This is a genomic window from Paraburkholderia sp. (assembly GCF_050742655.1).
Taxonomy (GTDB): domain Bacteria; phylum Pseudomonadota; class Gammaproteobacteria; order Burkholderiales; family Burkholderiaceae; genus Paraburkholderia.
Window position 1 is genome coordinate 141,393 of sequence record NZ_JBOIGG010000005.1, and the last position, 22,440, is coordinate 163,832.

At 63.5% G+C, this 22,440-nt stretch carries 21 protein-coding genes and 1 tRNA gene; 15 read left to right on the top strand and 7 right to left on the bottom strand.

Features of this window, described 5'->3' with window-relative positions:
• The first annotated feature begins 10 nt into the window (after positions 1-10).
• Positions 11-1,186 (top strand): porin, encoded by a 1,176-nt coding sequence (locus ACREXZ_RS09535; RefSeq protein ID WP_431763806.1) that lies wholly within the window; start codon positions 11-13, stop codon positions 1,184-1,186.
• 111 nt (positions 1,187-1,297) lie between these two features.
• Here ACREXZ_RS09535 and ACREXZ_RS09540 read toward each other — a convergent pair whose 3' ends face one another.
• The 3 genes from ACREXZ_RS09540 to ACREXZ_RS09550 all read right to left on the bottom strand — a co-directional run bounded on the left by ACREXZ_RS09540 (position 1,298) and on the right by ACREXZ_RS09550 (position 5,343).
• Positions 1,298-3,238, bottom strand: coding sequence for an SPFH domain-containing protein (locus ACREXZ_RS09540; RefSeq protein ID WP_431763807.1), 1,941 nt, complete (start codon positions 3,236-3,238; stop codon positions 1,298-1,300).
• Positions 3,239-3,416: 178 nt separating this feature from the next.
• Complete coding sequence (locus ACREXZ_RS09545) at positions 3,417-3,971, bottom strand: dicarboxylate/amino acid:cation symporter (protein ID WP_431763966.1); 555 nt, start codon at positions 3,969-3,971, stop codon at positions 3,417-3,419.
• A 214-nt stretch (positions 3,972-4,185) separates the two neighbouring features.
• On the bottom strand, positions 4,186-5,343 hold the full coding sequence (locus tag ACREXZ_RS09550; RefSeq protein WP_431763808.1) for a helix-turn-helix transcriptional regulator: 1,158 nt from the start codon (positions 5,341-5,343) through the stop codon (positions 4,186-4,188).
• Between the two features lie 187 nt (positions 5,344-5,530).
• Between ACREXZ_RS09550 and ACREXZ_RS09555 the strand changes: the two genes are divergently transcribed.
• Together ACREXZ_RS09555 and ACREXZ_RS09560 are read left to right on the top strand one after the other, a co-directional pair.
• The gene (locus ACREXZ_RS09555; RefSeq protein WP_431763809.1) at positions 5,531-6,736 is read left to right on the top strand and encodes a hypothetical protein; all 1,206 of its coding nucleotides are present in this window, start codon (positions 5,531-5,533) and stop codon (positions 6,734-6,736) included.
• A gap of 157 nt (positions 6,737-6,893) precedes the next feature.
• Positions 6,894-7,292 (top strand): DUF995 domain-containing protein, encoded by a 399-nt coding sequence (locus ACREXZ_RS09560; protein WP_431763810.1) that lies wholly within the window; start codon positions 6,894-6,896, stop codon positions 7,290-7,292.
• A 751-nt stretch (positions 7,293-8,043) separates the two neighbouring features.
• Here the strand turns inward: ACREXZ_RS09560 and ACREXZ_RS09565 are convergent.
• The 3 genes from ACREXZ_RS09565 to ACREXZ_RS09575 form a co-directional block, all read right to left on the bottom strand.
• Positions 8,044-8,841, bottom strand: a complete 798-nt coding sequence (locus ACREXZ_RS09565; RefSeq protein ID WP_431763811.1) for a hypothetical protein — start codon at positions 8,839-8,841, stop codon at positions 8,044-8,046.
• 169 nt (positions 8,842-9,010) lie between these two features.
• Positions 9,011-9,087, bottom strand: a tRNA-Arg gene (locus ACREXZ_RS09570).
• A gap of 135 nt (positions 9,088-9,222) precedes the next feature.
• Positions 9,223-10,053: an undecaprenyl-diphosphate phosphatase gene (locus tag ACREXZ_RS09575; protein WP_431763812.1), complete on the bottom strand. Its 831-nt coding sequence runs from the start codon at positions 10,051-10,053 to the stop codon at positions 9,223-9,225.
• A 94-nt stretch (positions 10,054-10,147) separates the two neighbouring features.
• Here ACREXZ_RS09575 and ACREXZ_RS09580 point away from each other — a divergent pair, with 94 nt between their 5' ends.
• From ACREXZ_RS09580 to ACREXZ_RS09610, 7 genes are all read left to right on the top strand, one after another.
• Positions 10,148-10,285: a hypothetical protein gene (locus tag ACREXZ_RS09580; RefSeq protein ID WP_431763813.1), complete on the top strand. Its 138-nt coding sequence runs from the start codon at positions 10,148-10,150 to the stop codon at positions 10,283-10,285.
• 395 nt (positions 10,286-10,680) lie between these two features.
• A complete protein-coding gene (locus ACREXZ_RS09585) occupies positions 10,681-11,604 on the top strand; it encodes an aldose epimerase (RefSeq protein ID WP_431763814.1) in 924 nt (307 codons plus the stop codon).
• A gap of 116 nt (positions 11,605-11,720) precedes the next feature.
• Positions 11,721-12,458 (top strand): peptidoglycan DD-metalloendopeptidase family protein, encoded by a 738-nt coding sequence (locus tag ACREXZ_RS09590; protein WP_431763815.1) that lies wholly within the window; start codon positions 11,721-11,723, stop codon positions 12,456-12,458.
• Positions 12,459-12,579: 121 nt separating this feature from the next.
• On the top strand, positions 12,580-12,918 hold the full coding sequence (locus tag ACREXZ_RS09595) for a hypothetical protein (protein ID WP_431763816.1): 339 nt from the start codon (positions 12,580-12,582) through the stop codon (positions 12,916-12,918).
• Between the two features lie 667 nt (positions 12,919-13,585).
• Positions 13,586-13,900 (top strand): DUF2288 domain-containing protein, encoded by a 315-nt coding sequence (locus tag ACREXZ_RS09600; RefSeq protein WP_431763817.1) that lies wholly within the window; start codon positions 13,586-13,588, stop codon positions 13,898-13,900.
• Positions 13,897-15,240 carry an MATE family efflux transporter gene (locus ACREXZ_RS09605; RefSeq protein ID WP_431763818.1) on the top strand — a complete coding sequence of 448 codons (1,344 nt, stop codon included), beginning with the start codon at positions 13,897-13,899 and terminating at the stop codon, positions 15,238-15,240. The genes ACREXZ_RS09600 and ACREXZ_RS09605 overlap by 4 nt, the downstream gene beginning before the upstream one ends.
• Before the next feature lie 622 nt (positions 15,241-15,862).
• A complete protein-coding gene (locus ACREXZ_RS09610) occupies positions 15,863-16,036 on the top strand; it encodes a hypothetical protein (protein ID WP_431763819.1) in 174 nt (57 codons plus the stop codon).
• Positions 16,037-16,189: 153 nt separating this feature from the next.
• Here the strand turns inward: ACREXZ_RS09610 and ACREXZ_RS09615 are convergent, their stop codons facing one another.
• The gene (locus ACREXZ_RS09615; RefSeq protein ID WP_431763820.1) at positions 16,190-16,807 is read right to left on the bottom strand and encodes a helix-turn-helix domain-containing protein; all 618 of its coding nucleotides are present in this window, start codon (positions 16,805-16,807) and stop codon (positions 16,190-16,192) included.
• A gap of 142 nt (positions 16,808-16,949) precedes the next feature.
• On the opposite strand from ACREXZ_RS09615, the gene ACREXZ_RS09620 reads away from it, so the two are divergent.
• From ACREXZ_RS09620 to ACREXZ_RS09640, 5 genes are all read left to right on the top strand, one after another.
• Positions 16,950-17,699 (top strand): SDR family oxidoreductase, encoded by a 750-nt coding sequence (locus tag ACREXZ_RS09620; RefSeq protein ID WP_431763821.1) that lies wholly within the window; start codon positions 16,950-16,952, stop codon positions 17,697-17,699.
• Complete coding sequence (locus ACREXZ_RS09625; RefSeq protein ID WP_431763822.1) at positions 17,696-18,793, top strand: S-adenosylmethionine:tRNA ribosyltransferase-isomerase; 1,098 nt, start codon at positions 17,696-17,698, stop codon at positions 18,791-18,793. Before ACREXZ_RS09620 ends, ACREXZ_RS09625 begins: the two co-directional genes overlap by 4 nt.
• Before the next feature lie 372 nt (positions 18,794-19,165).
• Positions 19,166-20,206, top strand: a complete 1,041-nt coding sequence (locus ACREXZ_RS09630; protein WP_431763823.1) for a LacI family DNA-binding transcriptional regulator — start codon at positions 19,166-19,168, stop codon at positions 20,204-20,206.
• Between the two features lie 118 nt (positions 20,207-20,324).
• Positions 20,325-20,969, top strand: coding sequence for a hypothetical protein (locus ACREXZ_RS09635; protein ID WP_431763824.1), 645 nt, complete (start codon positions 20,325-20,327; stop codon positions 20,967-20,969).
• Complete coding sequence (locus ACREXZ_RS09640) at positions 20,970-22,427, top strand: hypothetical protein (RefSeq protein WP_431763825.1); 1,458 nt, start codon at positions 20,970-20,972, stop codon at positions 22,425-22,427.
• Positions 22,428-22,440 lie beyond the last annotated feature (13 nt).

The following is a 22,440-nucleotide window of genomic DNA, read 5'->3' on the forward strand; positions in this document are numbered from 1 at the left end:
AGGAGAAAAAATGAAACGCAGGATGCTTCCTCTCATCTCGATCGCGACACTCGCTTCGGCGGGTGCCGCGCATGCCCAGAGCAGCGTCACGCTGTACGGCACCATCGACACATCGCTCACCTACGTTCACAACGCCGCCGGCAACCAGAACCTGTGGGCGCTCGGCAACAGCAGCGCGGGCAATCTGTCCGGCTCGCGGTGGGGCGTCAAGGGCTCCGAGGATCTCGGCGCCGGCCTGAAGGCGATCTTCCAGCTGGAGAACGGCTTCAATCCGTCGACCGGCCAGCTCGGCCAGGGTAACCGCCTCTTCGGCCGCCAGGCGTTCGTCGGCCTCGCGAGCGACGCATACGGCACCGTCACGCTGGGCCGTCAATACGATCCGCTGATCGACCTCGTGCAGGGCATCACCGAAGACAACTACTTCGGCAGCGCGTTCGCCACGGCCGGCGACGTCGACAACTACGACAACAGCTTCCGCGTGAACAACGCCGTCAAGTACGCGTCGCCGGTCTGGTCGGGCCTGCAGTTCGAAGCGATGTATTCGTTCGGCGGCATCGCCGGTAGCACCGGCTCCGAGCAGTCGTACTCGGCGGCAGTCGCGTACAACAATGGTCCCGTCGCGCTGGCCGCAGGCTACTTCTGGGCAGCCAACAGCCCTGCTTCGGCCGGTCCCCGCAGCACGGTCGCAGGCGCAGGCTGGACCAGCACGTCGGACGGCACGTTCGACGGCCCGATCAACCTTGGCTACGACACCGCGCACTCACTCGGCATCGCGCGCATCGCGGGCCAGTACACGCTCGGCGCATTCACGCTCGGCGGCGCCTACAGCAACGCGCAGTATCGTCGCGACAGTGCATCGGCGTTCGCGGCAAACGAGAAGTACAACACGGGCCAGGGCTTCGTGAACTACCAGGCGGCGACCGCGCTGCTCGTCGGCCTCGGCTACAGCTACACGAAGTCGAGCGGCGATACGTCGGCGACCTATCACCAGGTATCGATCGGCGCCGACTACACCCTGTCGAAGCGCACCGACGTCTACATGACCGCCGCGTACCAGCACGCAAGCGGCCAGACCGGCAACGGCACGGGTGGCACGGTGGCGGCACAGGCGTCGATCGGTTCGTATGGGTATGCGGGCACGAGCACACAGGAGATGGTTAATCTCGGCATCCGGCATCGGTTCTGATGTAGCGGGATGAGGGCCGGCGACCGGTATCACCGGTGTGAGGCTAAGGGATATCGCGGGCGCGATATCCCTTTGTTTTTTATGCGTCTGATTGGCCGGCGCGCTTCCGCACTACCGCGCGTTCGCTGCCGACAACTCCAGTGCCTTGAGCGAACTCATCAGCGACATCAACGTCGAAAACGCGTTACCGTCGGCACCACCGCCAAGCTGGATCTGCGGAACGAGTGGCACCTTCGCTGTTTCGAAGGCCTCGGCCAGCCGCAACATCACGGTCTGCATCAACTGCTTGTCGGCGCCCTCGCCCTGCAAAGCTTCCGACTTCGCCTTGATCGCCGACGCTTCCGCCTCGCCTACCGAGCGAATCGCCGATGCCCGGCCCGAGCCTTCCATTTCCTGGCGGAATTTCTCCGCGTGAGCCAGCGCCTCGATTTCCTGCCGGCGCTTCTCGGCTGCCTTCACGTTCGCTGAACCCATGTTTTCCTTGATGCTGATGTCGACCAGCGACCCCGTGAGTTCTTTCTGCTTGCTCGCGCGCTGCTCTGCTTCGTTCAACTCGCGTTGCTTGTCGGCGGCAATCTGCTTCTGCGCAAACGTCTCGACCTGCTCGCGCGCAATCTGCCGGTCGCGCAACTGCGCCATGATGTTCTCGATCTGCACGTCGCCGACCTGCGCCTTCGGCGTGCCGATCAGCACCTCCTCGAATTCCAGCGAATACGCCTGAAAGCGCCCGCGCATGTCGTTCGATGCATTGGTCTGCAGTTCGCTGCGCGACTGGATCAGTTCGATGAACGTCTTGGTCTGCGAGACGTTCTTGAAGTACGACGACACCATCGGATCGAGCGTCTGCTCGACGAGCTGCGCGATGTTGCCGAAGCGCTGCACGACCATCGGTGCCTTGCGATAGTCGATGTGCACGACCACCGACAGCGGCAGCAGCGGCTCGAATGCATCCTTCGTAATCAGCGTGATTTCGCGCAGGTTCGAATCGAAGTTCGATCCGCTTTCGCCCGACTTCCACATCAGCACGAAGTTCGTCGTGGGCACGAGTTCGATCTTGCCGGCGTACGTGTTGAACGCGTACTTGCCGGGCATCAGCGGATCGCGCCACACGCCGCGGCAGCCGCTTTCCACGAGTTCTCCGTGGCTATAGTCGCTCCCGGAAAGATCGGCGCCACGACGCCCCGTATAGGAGACGACCACGCCCGCAAAGCCGACCGGAATCACGGTCTTGCGAATGAACTCGACTGTTGCGAACAGGCGGTTGATGTACCACGTTCCTTCGACCAGCACGCGCTCCTGACGCCCGCGGCGACCACCGGCGGCCAGAAATTTCTGCGGCTCCTGATACGAATTGTGGATGTCGCCGACATCGGGCGCGAGCAGCTCGTCCTTCGGCAACGCGGGGCCGTCCTGCACCGTCACGATCGCGAGCAGGTCGGAATCGTGTTCGCCCTCTGCGCCCTTGACAACGACCGGCACGAATCCCGCGCGCTCGTCGAGAAGCGCACGCATCTTTTCGTAATAGGCTTTCTCCGCCGCCTTGAGCGACAGCGAATACGTCGCCTCTTCCGTCATCACGACGAAGAGCGCGGGATTCAGGATATGCGTGCCTTCGCGCAGTACCTTGCGCTGCGGTCCCTTCTCGCCGCCTTTCTCGAGAAACGCCCGCACGTCGCGGAAATCGTCGATATTCGAATTGTCGGCAAGCGTCTGCGCGGGCGGGAGATCGCGTCCATCGCGGGCAAACACATAGCCGATCTTGCCCTGCGTGACCGACACCATCGAATGGATATGGACACGGTATTGAAACGGCGCGAAAAAGTGAAAACCGCCGCGTCGCAGGTCCGGTTGAAAACCGGCTTCTCCATGGAGTGCGAGCAGTCCCGATTTGACAGAGCCGTTCAGGCTCCAGAGTTTTTCGACCACGCCGACGCGGTCGTTTGGAATGTAGCGAATGATTCCCGATATCCAGACCAGCAATACGATTGCGATTGCGAGTACTACGGCGATAGCGAGTAACGCCACTTCCCCGTTTTGCAGCAAATGACTCATGATGGTCAATTCCTTTCAGCCTTTGTCGGGCCTTCCTATTTTTCTTCTGCAACCCTTTCTTGATGCGGCTCCGGGTGGGTAGCACGCAGGTAGGCTCGTTTTCCGGTTGCCGCTTAGTACTCTATCAGTCCCAATGGCGATAGCTAGCCCCTCTTTGGATTAACCCGTCTAGAGGATGTCAGCGGGTACCGGGTATCCGCTCATTGCCCGCATCGACTGTTTCGCCTGTCGGCTGGCCGATTCGACCGAGCCGCGCGACGACATGCGCAGCAACCGTATTGCCATAGATATTGACGGCAGTACGCCCCATGTCGAAGAACGCATCGACGCCGATGATGATCGCGATCGCGTCGAGCGGCAGACGGATCGCGGTCAACGCGACGACAAGGACCGTCACCATCAGCGGCAACGTCATCGTCACGTGATATCCGTCCGCGAGAAAACCGATGACGAGCGTCAGAAAGAACATGCCGGCGTCGCGGTTGAAAACCGTTCCCAGCGGCAACACCGTCGACACGATCGCTTTGGGCAAGCCCATTTCAGCGAGCTTTTCCATATGCAGCGGCAGCGTCGCCTCCGACTGCCGGCACGTGAACCCGAGCAGCAACGGTTCGCTCACGCCTTTGATCACCGCGATCGGCGAATAGCCGCACAGCTTCAGGATCGCTGACAGCGCGACGACCAGAATGAAAAAGCCGAGGTACGTCGCGCCCAGCAGCTTGACTTGAGAAATTGCCCGTTACGGCGAGTGGCGCTGGCCTCGTCGCAAACCGGGAATCGCACGGGTTTGCCGTGGCCGGTGAATCGGTCGGAGGCCAGGGGAAAAGCGGTGCGCCCGTAGTAACCACTGCAAGCGCCATCCAGAATGCCAGCACAAGTAAACGAGTGAAAGTGCAAGCGTCCCAATGATCGCAGCAGCATTGCAGTACTTCGGCAGAAGCACTGCACTATCCGATGCCCACGAACAGCGTCGCTATTTCCGTCACGCGGCGGGTGCCGCTCTTGGCCATGATCGCCTTGATCTGACTACGAACCGTGCTGATCTTGACGCCGTTGTGCATGGCGTATTCCGCGGGCGTCAATCCTTCGACGAGCGCGCCCACTACAGCCATCTCGGCTTGCGTCAACGCAAACGGCCGATCGGATGACAGATGCCACTGCGCTCGACAGAAGGGCTGGCGCAGCGCGACCAGCGCCATAGGCTTCGCTGAAGTCACACTCGCAGCCAGTTGCGGCTTCAACGGCATGATCTGGAGTTCGAGTGAGGGGCGACTGCTCAGCCCAGCCACGTAAAGCGGAACCGGCGCGATGACCGGCGTCGCCGCACAGGCGTGCCTGATGCGCTGAGCCAACTGACGCGCTAGCGGGGGATCGGCCAGGGTCAGCCGGTTTGCGCGGACAAGCACATCGACCGAGCGCTCCAGCAGCGCGTTGGCCGCAGCATTGACATAGCGCACGCTCATGCACTCATCGACGATCAGCACCGCACGAGGAAGTGCGTCGAGCGCCGCGCTCGACATCAGGGCCTGCTGGCTGGTCTGCATTGTCAGTTCCCGCACCCGGAATACGCTCGGCAGGTGATTCAGCACACGCTGAAGCTCCGATACCGTGTGCTCGTCATAGGGGCAATGACCGACTGGTCTGTGCACGGCAAGAATCAGGCGCTGATTGCCATCGAACGACGTGCCACCGCAGGAATAGCGCAGCCCCTCCGCAATATAGAAATCCTGGTAGTACTCGCTTCGCTCCACCATGCCCTGCGTCACATAACGATGCATGGGATACATCTGCCCCGCCGGCTCACGCAACAAAACCTGCCGGGCGAGATCGAGGTTGTGATAGTGGCTCGCGTAGCCGTCGGCCCAGTTCGGGCCGTATCCCGTGTAGCGATATTCGAGGAACGAATCAGTCAGCCCATCGTGGACGAAACAGTTTGCTGCGCGAGCGTCCGCGAGGCGTCGGAGTGCTTCCAGCGCGGCGTCCCACTGATCGGGAGCCGCGGCCGCGGTGTAAAGCGCCGCAATCGCAGAATCGGCAGATTGACCGCTCACCCCGTTTCCCTTTTTGAATGCAGACGCGTTTATCAGAAACAACGACTTATTCATTAAGCATTCTAGCAGCGACAAAAGACGAAACCGGCCACGGTCCGGGAATATCTCATCACGTTATTTAAATGAAAGGCGACTGCGCTTCCCGCGCATCCCCAAATTGGGGGATGAGGCGCCGATCTACGACTGATAGCCTTCAGACGTCTGCCTGGTTCGCTGAAGACCAAACCGACGCGCCACTCTGATGAGCGCAACACGCGAACTTGTTCCGGGATCCGAACAAACGTTTCTGAACCACGTGCGGACAGACAGCGCTTTCAGCACCGTTCTTGAACAGGCCGTTTTTCACGAGACCAAAAATCTGCTTAGGGGAAATTCGATGAAGCTCTTCTGCTACAGGAAAACATGTCTTTCGCTAAACATCGTCGCGATGCTGACGGCGTGCGGTGGCGGGACAACAAGCCCGACAAACAGCTCGAAAACCAGTACCCCGCCCGCGTTGAGCGCGGACCAGACTGCGTATCAGGGCTTTGCGCTCGCGCCTAACCAGACCTACCGAACCGACTGGTCATTGCCCGCCTCGGGAGCGCCAGTTGCCGGGACAGACTATCTCGCCGACAGTTTCGCGTCCCTGCCGGCTTCTCCGGCAACCAGTGGCACGCAGAAAGTGACGAACTCGCCATTAGCTTCGATCGCCGGCACGTTACCGATTCCTGCTGCTGCGTCGGCTCCCACGCGTTATGTTGTGAAAGGCCAGATCGTGATCGGATCCGGACCCGCCTACATCACCAACATCAGCTATCAGGGCACGGGCATCAGGAACGATACGCTGGCCGTAGACGGCGTCACACCGGTTCAGAGCGCGCTGCGCAGCAACGTTTCCGTCGTGCCGTTGACCGGCACTGTCGTATCGGCGCCTGCCGATCTCTCACAGTGGTTCAACTTCCTCTATTTCAATCCCGCACTGCTCAGCACCACCGCGACCTGGGCGTCAAACGCCGCATACATGAAATACACGGAGACGGAGATCGGCGACAACTACACGGTTTTCGACTACAACGGTCTGACGACAGGCACTACGCCGGTACCGGTTGCGACAGGCACGACCATCGCTGCGCTGATGGCGGCGGGTGGCATCGGCTCCAGTACGGATGCAACCACGTATACGCTGAACAACGGCAGCGTGACGACCGTCAACGGTGTCACGACCTACGTGGCGTCAGTGGTTCGACCGAACCGGACAACATCGTCGTACCACACTTTTTACGAGCTCAACGGGAACGTCTACAGCGGTAGTCTCGTCAAGGACGGCACTGTGCTCGGTGGAGATGAATATCCCGTTTCCGCGCCCGGCACGAAATCAGGCTACACGCTCAACTACACACAGAACTTCCAGATCCGCCTGAACAAGGCCGCTGTGAGCAGCCTGCAGGGCGCCGTTACCTTCTAGGTTCCACGAGGCGTAGCAATGCGCGAAGAGTCGACGCCCCGTGGGGCGTCAGCTCAAGCCATCGGCAGGCCGCACAGCGGCGGGAATCAACGAAACCAGAAACAGCCCGGCGCCAGTATCTCGAACTGCACGTCTCGGGAATACCAGGGAGAAAGTCATGACTCGATCCATCAAGTTCCTTTTTTCGGTGGCGTCTCTGCTGGCGTCGGCGGCATTTGCCCAGACAGCTCAACCCGATCCGGACGCTAAACAGCATCTCAGTGGCGCACATTTCAGCACCACCAGTCCCAGCGGGAGCTCAACAGAGGTCTGGGTGAGCGACGCGGATGGAGCAGTCGTCGTCACGCGACGCGGCGCGCTCGGATCAAAAGCGAGTTCGTCCACATCTGCTTCGGGACATTGGTCGGTCAACGACACCGGCCAATACTGCCTGCACGTCGAGTGGGACGTTCGCCAGGGTGGTCCGGAGGACTGGTGCGCGCCGGTTGCGGTCGGCGACGATGGTGCGACGACGCTGACGCTGGCCGATGGGCGGAAAGTTGCGGTTAGTCATTGATAGGCCGTGCATGCCGATTGACGTTGCGAGCAATACTGGATCCGAAGTCGTGGCGTTCATGCGAATCTGGTTGAGTATCCTGCGGTTGCGAGGGGTGCTGCGAGGTTCCGCATGCAGGTGATGGCGGATCATTCGATTCAGGATGCCGTCGAGGCAGCGCAAGGTGTAGCGATCGCCTTTCAGACGGCTCGTCGTGAACTGGAAGATGAGGGAGCGTGAGGATGATTGGGAAAAGTGGCGATGCGGCGTCGCTACATGAAGTAGCTCGAGACTCTCTCGATCCTCACAGGGGTAACCGCTGCAACTACCGACACCAGAGCTCGCCCGGGGACGGATTCGCGTCACGCAATAGCGTGATGTTGTCGGTCAATGGCTCTCTAATCTCTCGCTAGCTCGTTCAATACTGGCGGACACCTCACGAGCTACCGCAATGCAGTCTGCGGGATCTCCATGCGCCTCTGCCAGTTTGTAATCAGCAATCACGCGTGCGAGGCGTAGCCTTCCCAGCTTTCGCGCAGCGATCGCCGCGTCAGTGCGACCATTTCGAGTACTGCGTCCCCACGCCTCAAGAGCAAAAAGAACAGCCTTATGGCTCCCCTCCTTCCTCATCGCATCCTTTGACGGCATGAAAGCGCGCGGGATCTCTTCGCGGCAGCAGTGAAATGCACCGTAGTAGGCGCGAGAGATCGCCGATCGAGAGCCTGCCTCCCCCATACCGGCGTTAGCCAATTTTTCAGCGATTACGATGAAATCACGCGGGTTCATGGTCGGGATGAGATTCGATCGTGAGTATGAAGGTGTCAAGCTGGAGGTCGCTTACTGCATCAAACAAGATGGGCGTTAACTCGTCGTCTAAAGCGCGCGCCCTGGCACGCCCAACTGGCACCAAAAGGCGAAAGTAGATGCTCTCATCTGCCGGGCTGTATTCCGCGGAATGGGAGAAGCTAGCCACGCGAACTTTGCGGTCGGCCAGGAACTGGGTAGCGCACGCGATGGTGTTTTGAACGGTCTCGTCTCGTAGACCGATCACCCTGGCGAGCTCCACCAGTTCCACAAGACCGGCAGCCTCGCTACCCGAGGCATCAGTCCGCAGATCGAGCATTCGGTACAACTCGGTTGTCTTCTCCCAGAATCCCGCACAAAACGACCAGTTCACCGCAGCGCGAAGGTACGCCAGATTTTCCGGTTCCTTTCGAGCAGCAATTTCCATCAGATCGAACGCACCGCGCATGTCATTTACGTCGGTCAGCGCACGAGCATAGTTGGCATAGACCGCAGCTTCGCCGTTGAGCCGGATTGCATTCTCGAAGTTCGACCTCAACGCCGCAATCTCCCATCGATGCGCGGCAACAAGTGCCAACGCCTGGCTAGCGACAACCGCGTCCACAGGCATTCCTTCTCGAGCCATACGCTCAATTCTGGAAAGAGTGAAGTCGTCGACTGCTATTTGCCTGTGCAATAGGTCTGCGATCTTGTCGAACGCGTCTTGCGCCTTCGACAAAGGGACTGGACCGATCATGGTGAGTAACGCATCTGGATTGATGGACACATCATGGTAGCACCCACCACAACGCATCGGAGATATGGGACGAGACGTCGCCGACATGAATAGCGTATATCGGTGCGAGCATCGCTGTGAAATCGGATTGCCCGACGACGAGGCGAAAAAACGCCACACCTGGAAGTGGCGCAATGCCTTGATGCATAGGGGCTTCGACTGGCCCGCCCTACACGATTCGAACGTGTGACCTACGGCTTAGAAGGCCGTTGCTCTATCCAACTGAGCTAAGGGCGGATACCGACAAACGCGATCTGCGCCGACCAGCCGCGAATACCAAAGGGCTGGGAGGCGAGACCGCGATTTTAACCGACCGCACGCTCGCTGACGAGCTTGCCGGTTATCTGCCCTGTCTGCTTTGTCGCTCCGCCGTCACACCGGCTGCGGATGCAGCACGAACCAGCCGAGACACAGCGCACCCGCGATCACGCAATAAACGCCGAATGCGGCAAGCCGTCCGCGGCCTTCGAAATAGCGCATCAGAAACCGCACGCTCAGGTACGCCGCGATCGCCGTCAGCACGCCGCCGAGCACCGCATCCGCGAGTTGGCCGGGTGCGTGCAGCAGCTTCGGCACTTCGAGCAGACCGGCCGCGAAGATGATCGGCGTGCCGAGCAGGAACGCGAATTCCGCGGCCTTTTCGGCGGTGAGACCCGCCGCGTTGCCGGCGATCATCGTGAGGCCGCTACGCGAAAAGCCCGGGATCAACGCGCCGACCTGCGCGAGCCCGACGAGAAAGGCCTGGCGGAACGTCAGCCGTTCCGGCGCAAAATGTGTGCGCGAGCGTTGCAGCCGGTCGCCGAACCACAGCAGCACGCCGTTGACGATCAACGCGATCGCGACGATCCGCAGATCGTGGAACAGGCGCTCGAGCCGCTTTTCCAGCAGCAGCCCGACGATGCCTGCCGGAATCGTGCCGATGATCAGCGCCCACATCATGTGGCCGTCGTCGCTATGACGTCCGGCCAGCGACGCGAAGAAGCCGCGCACGAGCGCGACCCAGCGCGCGCGGAAGTACCACAGCAGTGCGAGGGCCGTCCCGAGATGCAGTGCGACGAGAAACGGCAGCAACTGCGGCGCATGCGCGTCGATGTGCATGCCGAACAGTGCGGGGACGAGCAGCGTGTGCCCGAGGCTGCTGACCGGAAAGAGTTCGGTGACACCCTGCAATACGCTCAGAAAAATCAGAAACCACAAGCTCACGCGGCGGCCCTCTATGGTGAAAAGTGAATGATAAAAAAAATCGGACAGCACACGGGCTTGCGACCCGACGTCCAGAGGCGCACCGATTATGACTGTGGGAAAAGGCACCGCCAAGCGTTTACGCGTAGATAAAAAAATTCGCGGCGGCGTTGGGGCGATGCGCAAGGCAGGCTGGCAGCGCCTGCTTACACCGATGAAAGCAAAAGCCCGCCGGAATGGCGGGCTTGCATGAAAGCGGGCGGCCCGTCTGAACGAGCCTGACCCGGCGGCGCCTGCTGAAGAACGATCGACCCGATCGCGCCCAGCGACGCGCAACGGCAATCGGACGGACCTAGCGCGCGATCTTGTAGAAGAAATACACCGTGCTGCAGGTAAACATGCCGAACAGGGCAAGGCCCATTGCCATCGCGAGATCCATGATCGCCTCCGGAGATCGACCGCTCCGGCAGCAAATGGCCGTGCAGTCAGACGAATTATCGGCAAGCAAGTGCCATACGTCATACCCGCAATTTCCCGAGAGAGGGTTTCCCCGTAGCGCAAAGCGGCGCACAATCGGCTGCGCGTTGCGCTACCTGCGCGTTTCCGCATGTTCCCGCAGTTTCCTTTTTTAACACCCTCGTTTCGCCCATGCCCGAATTCCAGCATCAACCCGTCGTCGAAATCGCGCACGGCGCGTCCCTCCTCCGTTTCGCGCCGCAGACCGGCGGCCGGTTGCTGTCGTGGCATGTCGACGGCCAGCCGGTGGTCCACTGGCCTGAGGCCGCAAACTGGAGCCAGCCGTCGAAAATCCGCGGCGGCAATCCGCTGCTGTTTCCGTTTCTCGGACGACACCGAGTCGACGGCCGGCTCGGCTTCTGGCGCGATGCGCAGGGGGTCGTACGCGAACTGCCGATGCACGGCTTCGCCCGCGACCTGCCGTTCGCAGCGACGACTGAAGCCGACGGCCGCACGCTGCGCATGACGCTCGCGGACAGCGACGCGACCCGCCCCGGCTACCCGTTCGGCTTCCACTTCGAAGCGGTTTACCGGCTCGTCGACGAACACACGCTCGACGTCGAGCTGACCACCTCCAACACCGGCGACACCGGCGATGCGGCGTTGCCCTACTACGCCGGCCATCACTTCTACTTCGAACTGCCGCACACACAGCGCGGCGAAACCGCGCTCGAACTGCCGCCGACGCAGCGCCGCTATCAGCAGCCCGACGGTTCGATCAGCGCGCCGGAACCCGGCAAGCCGCGCTACACGCTCGACGACCCGAGCATTCTCGACCGCTTCCATTGCCTCGAAGGCGGCGCTGCGCAGGTACGGCTCGTCGCACCTGGCCTGAACCGCATCGTGACGATCGATCTGCAGCGCCCGGGTTCGATCGACTGGTACGCGGTCACGACGTGGACCGAAGCGCCGGACTCGGACTTCTATTGCGTCGAGCCGTGGCTCGGACTGCCCGATGCGATTCACAACGGCCTCGGGTTGCGCTGGCTCGAACCCGGTGCCACCGAGACGGCGGCGTTGCGCATCCACGTCGCCCCCACCGCCGCAACCCGTTGAAGATGCGGCGCCGCCGCATCGTTTTCGCGAGGCCCGCCGCAAAACCGTTAGAATCGGGCGTTTTTGCTTCTGCCGCGTGATCAGGATCGGTGCGCGGCGGCGTCTTGCGAGGTCCAATGCTGGGAACAACAATCAGACGGCTCGTCCGTGTGCCGCTTGCGGCTGGATTCATTGCGCTGCTCGCCGCGTGCGGGTCGGCGCCGGTCGGGCCCGGGTATTACCGGGTCGAACGGGGTGACACTCTTTCGAAAATCGCGCGCAGCAACCGGCAATCGGTGTCGAGCATCGTGCGCTGGAACAACCTGGCGAATCCGGATGCGATCGAGGTCGGCCAGGTGCTGCGCGTCGCGCCATCGGCAAACTCCGCTGGCCTGGTGACCGGCTCGGGCCGCTCGCGTAGCAGTAGCAGCGGCACCGCTTCGGCGACCCCGCGCAGTGCGCCAGCCGACACGCAGGATGAAACCGCGCCATCCGCCGCCCCCACCACGTCGATCTCGCTGATCTGGCCGGCGAACGGCACCGTGATCCGCACGTTCGACGGCAAGAACTCGAAGGGCATCGACATCGGCGGCAGCGCCGGCACGCCGGTCGTCGCGGCCGCAGCGGGCACGGTGGTCTACGCCGGCAACGGTTTGCGCGGCTACGGCAATCTGCTGATCATCAAGCACAACTCGGAATACCTGACCGCGTACGCGCACAACCGTGCACTGTTCGTGAAGGAAGGTCAGACGGTCACGCAAGGCCAGAAGATCGCCGAAATGGGCGATACCGATACCGATCGGGTGATGCTGCATTTCGAACTGCGCTATCAGGGCCGGTCGATCGACCCGTCACGGGCGCTGCCTGCGCGCTGAGCGTCGCGGTGCACGCGTGCGAAGCGGACCCGGCGGAACCTCCGGGAACCCCGCCCGCCTCGCGACGCTCCATGAATCACGAGACGCGGTTTTTCGCCGCGTCGTCTACAGGAATCCTGCGATGAAAACCGCATCTTCCGTGGCCGCCCGCACGGCGGCCTTCGCCCGGGCGACCGGCATCGCCGCGCTGGCATTCGCGAGCGTGGCGGGCTGCTCGAGCACTACCACGCTCACCTATCTGCCGAGCGGCGAGCCCGGTTTTGCGATCAACTGCAGCGGCAGCGACGCGAGTTCGAACTGGGGCGAGTGCTACCGCCGCGCCGGCGAGGCGTGTGGCGCGTACGGCTATGACGTGATCTCGAAGGACGTGGACAACGGCGCGACCGCAGGCGGATCGCTCGGCGGGCTGTTCGGCGCGAACGTCAAGAACCGGTCGATGGTGGTGCGCTGCAAACAATGATCCGGCGCACGCGTGCCGCGCGGCTGGCCGACCGGGCCGTCGATGGAATCCACCGCGAAAAAAAGCCCGGCACATGGCCGGGCTAACGGGGGTTCGGCGCATATCGGCAAAGGACCGGTTCACCATGCGCCGATTGGAAATCTAACAACCTGTCTTTATACGTGCAATCTATTAATTTCCAGGAAAATGTGTTGCGGCGCACGGAGTACGCATTATGTGAAGAAAAATCGTTCGCACAAGACGTTAATCTCGCCTTATTGCGCAGACAAAATTTATCGATTTAACTCTCTCATTATTTAACTCACTTCTACGGAACCTATACAGGTTGTGCCTCCGGGCGATTTCTACGCAGTTCGCAAAATGCCTCGACACTGTAAAAATCGTTAAATCGGCATGGCATATCGCAAAATTGCCGCACCGCATAATGAGATGTGCGGCAGTGCACGAATAAGTGAGACTTTTTGAAATCCGCGACCGGCTCGCGACACAGGATGTCTTACCGTCGATGCCAATCGTCCGAATAAATGTCACGCTCGATTGAATGGTTTAATTCCATCGACGCCGCGGAAATGGTGAGAATATGCATCGCATGCGAGCTTGTCCGTCGCTGTTGCCGCGTGCCGATGGTTTATAGTAGCGGCCGCCTTCCGTCTCCCCACCTGCTCCGATGACTTCGTCCGACTCACCTCACAGCCACAGCCCGCTGTACGCCAAACTGCTCGCGGAAACCGCCAAAATCGGCTGGCCCGAGCTCGAACGGTTCTTTGCCCGCGGGATGCTGCTGCGCGTCGCGGGCGATCTCGACCTCGTGAGCGTCGCCGAGTCGATTGCCAGCGACGACACTGCACAGGTCGCGCAGTGGGTGTCGGCGGGACTCGTCGAACGAGTACAGGCAAACACCGCCGCCGATTACGCGGCCCGCGACCCCAACCTGTGGGCGGTCGTCGTGTCGCCGTGGGTCTGCGTGCAGGAACGCGCTTGAGCGACAGCGAGTCTGCGCCGACCGCACCGGTCCGCTGGCATCGCCGGGTTTTCGCGCTCGCATTCCCGATCGTCATCGCCAATCTGACGCAGCCGATTCTCGGCGCCGTCGACACTGCCGTCGCGGGTCACCTGAACGGCGCGTCGTATCTCGGCGGTGTCGCGATCGGCGGGCTGTTCTTCAACTTCGTGTTCTGGGGTTTCGGCTTTCTGCGGATGGGCACGACCGGGCTCGTCGCGCAGTCGTTCGGTGCGAACGATCCGGCCGCGCTGCGGATGAACGTCGTGCGCGCGCTGCTGCTCGCGTTCGCGATCGGCGCGGCGCTATTGCTGGTGCAGACCCCGCTGATCGACTACCCGTTGCGCGCGATCGGCGGCAGCGCCGACGTACAGCGGCATGCGCGTGCGTACTGCCACGCACGCATCTGGGCCGCGCCGTTCGCGCTCGCAAACTACGTCGTGCTCGGCTGGCTGCTCGGCACGCAGCGCGTGCGCGCGGCGCTCGTCATCCAGGTGTTCATCAACGCCGCGAACATGATCGCGGTACTGCTCTACGTCTATGTACTCGACGGCAGCGTCGCGGGCATCGGCGCCGCCACCGCGACCGCCGATGCGCTCGGCTTCGTGCTCGGCGCCGTCCTGCTGCGGCATCTCTACGCGAGCGGCCGGCCCGCGCTGCCACGCATCGCGTTGTTCGATCGCGACGCATTGAAACGGCTCGTCACGATCAATCGCGACATCTTCGTGCGCACGCTCTGTCTGCTCGGTTCGTTTGGCTGGTTCGCACATCTCGGCGCGCAACAGGGCGATGCGATCCTCGCGGCGAACGCGCTGCTGCTCAACTTTCAGACCTTCATGGCTTATGGGCTCGACGGCTTCGCGCATGCGGCGGAAGCGCTCGTCGGCGCGGCAGTCGGCGCACGCGACCGCAACGCGTTCACGCAGGCGGTCAAGTCGACGATGCTCTGGGCCGGCTGCGGCGCGCTCGGATTTTCGCTCGTGTACGCGGGCGCCGGCACGTGGATCGTCGAACGGCTCACCAACGACGCGTCGATCCGGCATGCGGCCGAAACCTATCTGCCGTGGGCGGCGCTGTCGCCGGTCGTGTCGGTGTGGGGTTTCCTGCTCGACGGCGTGTTCATCGGCGCGACGCGGACCCGCGAACTGATGCACGCGATGGCTGTCTCGCTCGCGGTGTTCCTCGTGGCGTCATGGACGCTCGTCACGACGTTCGGCAATCACGGCCTGTGGGCATCACTGCTGGTGCTGATGGCCGCGCGCGGTATCACGCTGCTGCGTGTGCTGCCGCGTGTCGCGCGAGATATCGGTGTGCATGCATAGCGACTTCCGGTCATCGCTGAACTGCGGTACGGGACGCACTCACGGGTGCGCGTACGCAAGCGCATCGCCGTCGATCGCCCGAACGGCACACTTCGCACGACGCGGGTTAGTTACGGCTTGAAACAAGCGCATACAGATCGACGCCGCGATTCATGCTGCAATGCGTTCAGCCCGCGCGCTCCGCGCGAACAGTGCGCACGGGTCAGAAGCCCTGGCGTGCCCGCGCCGGGGCTTCGCCTTTTCTGGCGGCGGTTTTTATGCAGCGACTATTCCAGCTGCACATCACTGCGATGCGGCAGGGGCGATGATCATCGTCGGCGGGCGGTCGTCAGTGGGGACGCCATGGTAGTCGGGCGGATCTTGCGGCGGGGGCCGATGGGGTGCCGACGAACCGTCGACACAGGCGGAAAGCAGCAGAACGAGGGACGACAACAGCGGAACCAGCCAGGCAACGCGATTCATAGATTCTTCGACAGGAAAGGTACGACGGAAGCGACGGCGCGAGCCGTCCGGCCGTGCAGTCTACCTGCAAAGCCCGGAACACGACGGCAGCGCCCGCCCTTCCCCTTTGCCGCAACTGACCTACCATGGAGACATGGCTGCATTGAGCAAGGAGGCTGCCATGGATGCAGAATCAATCGCCGGGCTGATCGGGCTCGGCGTCGGGCTGCTGGTGCTGGTTGCGCTGTCGGTGTTCGAATCGCGGATGTACCGCCGCGAACACGACGGCGAAGGGTTCGTGCACCACTGGCTCTCGGCGCATCACGCGCCTGCCTGGATGCGGCGCAGACATTGAGCGCCGCCGCGCGGATAGCGGGTAGCTGAGGTCCGGTTGCGGACAGCAAGCTCCCCATCATTCGCGCGCTTGACTGCAAGATCCACCCAACCGCCCGCCGACGCGGGCGTGATCCTCGCTGTGCCGTTTTTCTGCTGGTTCCCCTCCAGTGCCCTACACCCCCGCCTTCGCGAGAATCACGATCGACACGCCGAGCGCGCTCCGCTGCGCGTCCTCGTTGCGATACGAGTGCGGCACGTGCCCCGGAAAAGCGAGCACGTCGCCTGCTTCGAGCCCGTGCCGCTCGCCCGCGACGAACACCGCGACGCGCCCCTCGAGGCACGTGAAGTATTCGCGCGTCCCCGGCAGATGCGGCGTGCCGCGCATGTAGCCGCCGGGACTGAAGGTCATCGTTTCGAGAATGCCGTCCGGCATCGGCTCGGGCACGAGCGGCCGGATCGTCAGCCCGTTGCCGCGGTTCTGCGCGGCGACTTCCGACGCCGACCAGCGGCGCACCTTCGCTCGCGGCGACGCGAGCAGTTCGTCGAGCGGCACACCGAGCGCGCCCGCGACTTTCATCAACACTGCCAGCGACGGATTGCCGTCGCCCGACTCGAGATTCGCGACCGTCGAGCGCGGCAAGCCCGACGCCTTCGCAAGCCCGTCCTGTGTCAACGCGCGCGCATGCCGCAGCGCGACCAGGTTGCGCGCGAGGTGCTGCGCGGCGTGCAACGCATCGTGAGCCTGCTCGTCGGCGGATTCATCCGCTGACGGCGGAAGGGTTTCGTCCATCGTATCGACTATCTGACAAGGGGTTGGACAACGCGCTGGGGCGGAGGCCGGCGCGTTCCTATTATCGGGCCATCGAGTCGGCGCGGCCAATCTGCGGCTCTCACCCGGCTCCCACCCGGCTCCCAATAACAAGGACATCCCCATGACCCGATCAATCGAACCCCTCGCCGGCGCACGAATCGCCATCACCGGCGGCACCTCGGGGCTCGGCCTCGCCTTGATGGACGAACTGCTCGCGCGCGGCGCGACGGTCGCGTTCATCGCTCGCCACGCGGATCGCGTCGCGACTGTCGCGGCGTCGCGTCCGAACGCGGTCGGGCTCGTCGGCGACATCGCGAACAAGGACGACATCTATCCGCTCGCGCTGCAGATCGGCGGCGTGCTCGGTGGCCTCGACGTGCTGGTCAACAATGCGTCGTCGCTTGGGTCCGTGCCGCTCGTGCCGCTCGCCGACACCGACTGCGAAGACCTCGAAGCCGCGCTCGCCGCGAACCTGCTCGGACCGTTCCGGCTCACGAAAGCGCTGCTCGGCTCGCTGACCGCGGCCGCCCGCGAACGCGGCGGCGCGGTCGTGCTGAACGTGTCGAGCGACGCCGCGATCGAGCCGTATCCGCTGTGGGGCGCGTATGGCGCGAGCAAGGCCGCGCTACGCCACCTGACGCGTATCTGGAACGCCGAACTCACCGGCGAGCGCGTGCGTCTGCTGTCACTCGATCCCGGCGACATGGACACACCGCTGCACGCGCTCGCCGTGCCCGACAGCGACCCCGCCGGACTGAAGGCCCCCGCCATCGCCGCACGCGAGATGGCCGATGCGATCGCTGCAGCGTTGCGCGAGTTGCGTGAATTGTCCTCCCCACACGTAGCCGCTCACGCACGGAGCGGAGCATGACGATGCGCGCCGCCACCTCCCCCGTACAACGTCCAAACGACGCGCGGCTGCTCATCGTCGATCGCGACGGCCGCATCGCCCAGCGACCGCGCACCGCCTTCGCCGATCTGCTGCGACACAGCGACTGCGTGATCGCCAACGATGCGGCCACGCTACCCGCGAGTCTCTCCGCCATCCACGTGCGCAGCGGCGCGATCGTCGAGGTGCGGCTCGCGGGCCACGCGTCGCTCGCCGCCGATGCGATGACCCGCTTCAGCGCGATCGTGTTCGGTGCCGGCGATTTCCATACGCCGACCGAAGCCCGCGCCGCGCCGCCGACACTGCGTGCCGGCGACCGGTTGAGCTTCGGCGAACAGCGCGCGACGATCATGCGCGTGCTGGGCCCCATGCGCTTCGTCGAGCTGCGCTTCGACGGCGACGCCGCGCAGGTGTGGCGCACACTCGCCCAGTACGGCAAGCCGGTGCAGTACGCACATCTGCAGGAACCGCTTGCGTTGTGGGACGTGTGGACGCCGATCGCCGCGCAGCCGGTCGCGTTCGAACCGCCGTCCGCGGGCTTCATGCTCGACTGGCGCACGGTCGCGGCACTGCGCGCACGCGACGTGCCGTTCGCCACGCTCACGCATGCGGCGGGCCTGTCGTCGACCGGCGATGCCGCGCTCGATGCGCGTCTGCCGCTCGACGAGCCGTATCGCATTCCCGTCGCGACGGCCGCGCTCGTCGAAGCGACGCATGCACGCGGCGGCCGCGTCGTCGCGATCGGTACGACCGTCGTGCGCGCGCTCGAACACGCCGCACGGATCGACGGCATCGTGCGCGCCGGCGATGGGCTCGCAACGCAGCGCATCGGTCCGCATACGCGATTGCGTGCGGTCGACGTGATCGTGTCGGGCACGCACGAGCCGGATTCGAGCCACTACGCGCTGCTGCGTGCGTTCGCGAGCGGGGCGACGCTGGCGCGCGTCACCGCGACGCTCGAAGCGAACGCTTATCGCACGCACGAATTCGGCGACTCGATGTGGATCGAGCGCGACGCGCATGCAACGCCTGCGTGCGATGCGTGTGCCGAGGTGGCGTCGATCGACGACGTGTGAGCGTCCCGATTCCGCCGGGCACACCTTCATGCGACGCCCGTGCGTTTCGACGGGTTGTCGCCCATCCATGACGGTCGACGTGAATCCGCCGGGTGCGATGGTGTGACGCGAGCGCACCGGCAGCAGCCGGTCGATAAACGCCGCCTGCACGACCGCTCCCCTGTCGGGAATTCCCCTAGACGATCGGACTTGATTTCCAGTGTGCCGGTCGCCTAATCTTCTAACCCGTGTTAGTTGAATCTGATTTCAAGGTGAAGCTTACAGGAGCGGGCAATCCGCATTTTTTTCATATGATGACTAACACGTGTTAGTGAATTTGACGCCTAACCAGCTAACAGCCACGCCACAACCCCGACGGAACCTCGCTGAACGATGAAACGCATCACCAGCCACCAGGTCGCCAGACTCGCGAACGTATCGCGCACGACGGTCTCGTTCGTTCTCAACGACGTGTCGGACATGGGCATCAGTCTGGAAACGCGCGAGCGCGTGCTCGAAGCCGCCCATCAGCTCGGTTACGTGCCGAACGCGCTCGCCCGCTCGCTCGTCAGCGGCGCCACGCGAACGATCGGCCTGCTGATGCCGCACGACGACCAGGTGCATGCGAACGTCGACGCATACATCCCGCGCTTTCTGACAGGCGTCACGCTGACCTGCCAGTCGCGCGGTTACAAGGTGCTGTTCGAGCCGCTCAACAGCGCCGCGCCGGCGGACACGCTCGCGCATCTCGTGGACAGCGGTCGCATCGACGGGCTGATCGCGCTCAATCCGCGCCGGGAAGATCTGTCCTATCTGAACGACGCCGCGGCCAACGGCTTCCCGCTCGTCGTGTTCGGCTCGAGCATCGCCGGCTACGACAGCATCCACAGTCTCGATGCGGACAACCGCGATGCGGCGCGCCGTGCGACCGCGCATCTGCTCGCGCTCGGCCATCGCCGCATCGCGCACATCGGCTTTGCCGCCGACGATTACCCGATCGTGCGCGAACGTCTGCTCGGCTTTCGCGACGCGATGCAGGCCGCCGACACCGACGTCGATCCCGCGTGGATCGGCTACGGCAACTACAGCGCGGCAAGCGGCGAAGAAGCGATGCGCGCGATCCTCGCGCGCCGGCCCGGCATCACTGCGCTGTTCGCAGGCAACGACACGATCGCGTTCGGCGCGATGGCCGCGCTGCGCGACGCCGGCTTGCGGACGCCAGACGACGTCGCGATCGTCGGCTACGACGATATTCCGCTCGCGGCCTACGCGTCGCCGCCGCTGACGACGATGCGCACCGAGCCGTTCAACGAAGGCAGCCGCGCGGCCGCGATGCTGCTGCGGATCATCGCCGGCGAGCAGCCGGAACAGGAACATTCGCAGGCCGAGGTGCCGCTCGTCATCCGACGCTCGTGCGGTGCACGCACCGGCTGACATCCGCTTTACCAACGCAGTAAGCCAATACGCAGTCAGCAGCACACGCGACGGCGCATGCGATCCGCAGCGAAACCGCCGCCCTCTTCGATCAAAACGACCTCATCTGGAGGAGACAATGCGCACGAACCATCGCCCGCGCGCCGCATCGCGGGCACACCCGTTTCGCTTCGGCACGCTGACCGCACTCGTCGTCGCGGCAAGTGCATCGCTCGCCGGTCTGCCGACAGCCGGTGCGGCGACACCGCCGGTCCTGGAGTTCAACGATCAGGGTTTCGAGCTGGCTAGCGCCGGTCTCGCCTGCTCGTCATGGTGGGCCGTCAGTTCGGGCGCGGGCTGCGCGTCCAATAATCCGCATTACGGCACGCACGCAGCCTTTCTGGACCAGGGCGACGGCTACTCCGTGTCGCAGTCGATCCAGTCGCCAGTCGCGGGCCTGTTCGACTTCTCCGCATGGATCGCGGCATCGACCGGCGGCACCGGCGGCACGTTCTCGGTCAGAAGCAGCAGCGGCGCGATGCAAACGCTCACGCTGCCCGCGAACCTGACGACGAACACGTACATCAAATACACGCTGCCGCGCATTCAGGTCGCGGCGAACGATACGGTGACGGTCACCTTCACGTCGTCGAGCGGACGCAACTGGGTCAACATCGACGACATCGAGGTCGTGCCGTCCGCGCCGAACGATCCGCAGGTTTCGTCGTCGAACCCGACCGTCGTCGCGATGTTCGACTGGGCGAAGGTGAAGGCGAATTCGTGAGTGCGTCAGACAGGCTCGACCGGCGTCGTCAACATGGACGAGAACCATCGCAGCGGCGCCGGTACGGGCGTCTACACACCGAGCTACTGGGCGGGCTATCCATTCCGCTCGTACTACTACTCGCGCGACTTCGCGCACCAGTTCCTCGGCGCGCACATGCTCGGCCTCGATCTGCAGAACAGGACGATGCTCGCCGCGTTCGCGGCATCGGCCACGCAAAGCCGGGCCTATTACCCGCTGTGGGCGATCAACTTCGACGGCACGACCGGCACGACCGACTACAAAAGCGATACGGACTTCGTCCGCGAACTGCCCGCGCCGTTCGATCTCGCGCAGCGCATGAACGACGGCTACCGCTGGACCGGCGACGCCAGCTACTACGGCGACCCCACGCTGCAAACCTTCATTGCGAACACCGTCGACGGATTCATCGCGGACCATACCGGACTCATCGCCGACGGCAAGGTGCATAACCGGCAGATCACGCTCGCGCAGGCGAGCGGCGGCGACATCTTCCAGGGCGTCGCGAGCTACAACGAAAGCGCCGGCGGCGCGCCCGTCGAAGCAGCCGACGCCGTGTCGACGCAGTACCAGGCCTATCTGGCGATGTCCGCACTGTCCGCCGCGCGCAAGGACATCGTTTCGGCGGGCCGCTACGCGCAAAAAGCGGCGGACCTCTACACGTACTACAACGCGACGTGGAGCGTCGACCCGTCGAACGCGCTCAACGTCATTCGCAGCTACGACATCAACTCCGTGGGGTCGTCCGCATGGGGTTCGGAAATGAGCTGGTTCGCCCCGATGAAGGGCATCATGAAACCCGGTAGCCGCAGGGACGCCTACATGGCGTGGCTCAACACCACTGCGCTCACCTCGACGCCGCCGAATCTCGAAGCCGTCACCTATCTGCCGGACGCGTTCTTCACCGTCCACGACGGTACGACCGCGTGGGCATGGATGCAGTACGTCTACAACCGCATCAACGACGTGCACTCGGGCGGCTTCGTCAACGGCGACTATCCGGAGGTGTCGTTCACGCTCGTGAGCCAGGTGATCCAGGGGCTGCTCGGCGTGCAGCCCGACGCGGCTAGCCGCGAGATCGACACCGTTTCGCGGTTGCCGCAGGACATCGGCTGGCTTCAGGCAACGGGCATTCCGGTCGGCAACGGCACGATCGCCTTGCGCCAGGACGGCCAGACCCGCAGCACGCTGACGAACAACAGCAGCGCACGCAGCGGCCTGTACTTCTGGCACGCGGGCTTCCCCGGCAGCTACCGGTGCCTGACAGTGCGCGGTCATCGAAGCGAAGGCCGGATCGCGCTGCCGGAAGGCCGTCAGGGTCCTGCGTTCACCTACGCGGACATCGTCGTGCAGCCGGGCGAGACCGCGGTTGTCGAAGCACCGGCCAGCTGTCGCGCGAGCACCGGTCCGTCGGACACCGCCGTGTCCACGCAATAATCCGGAGCCGATC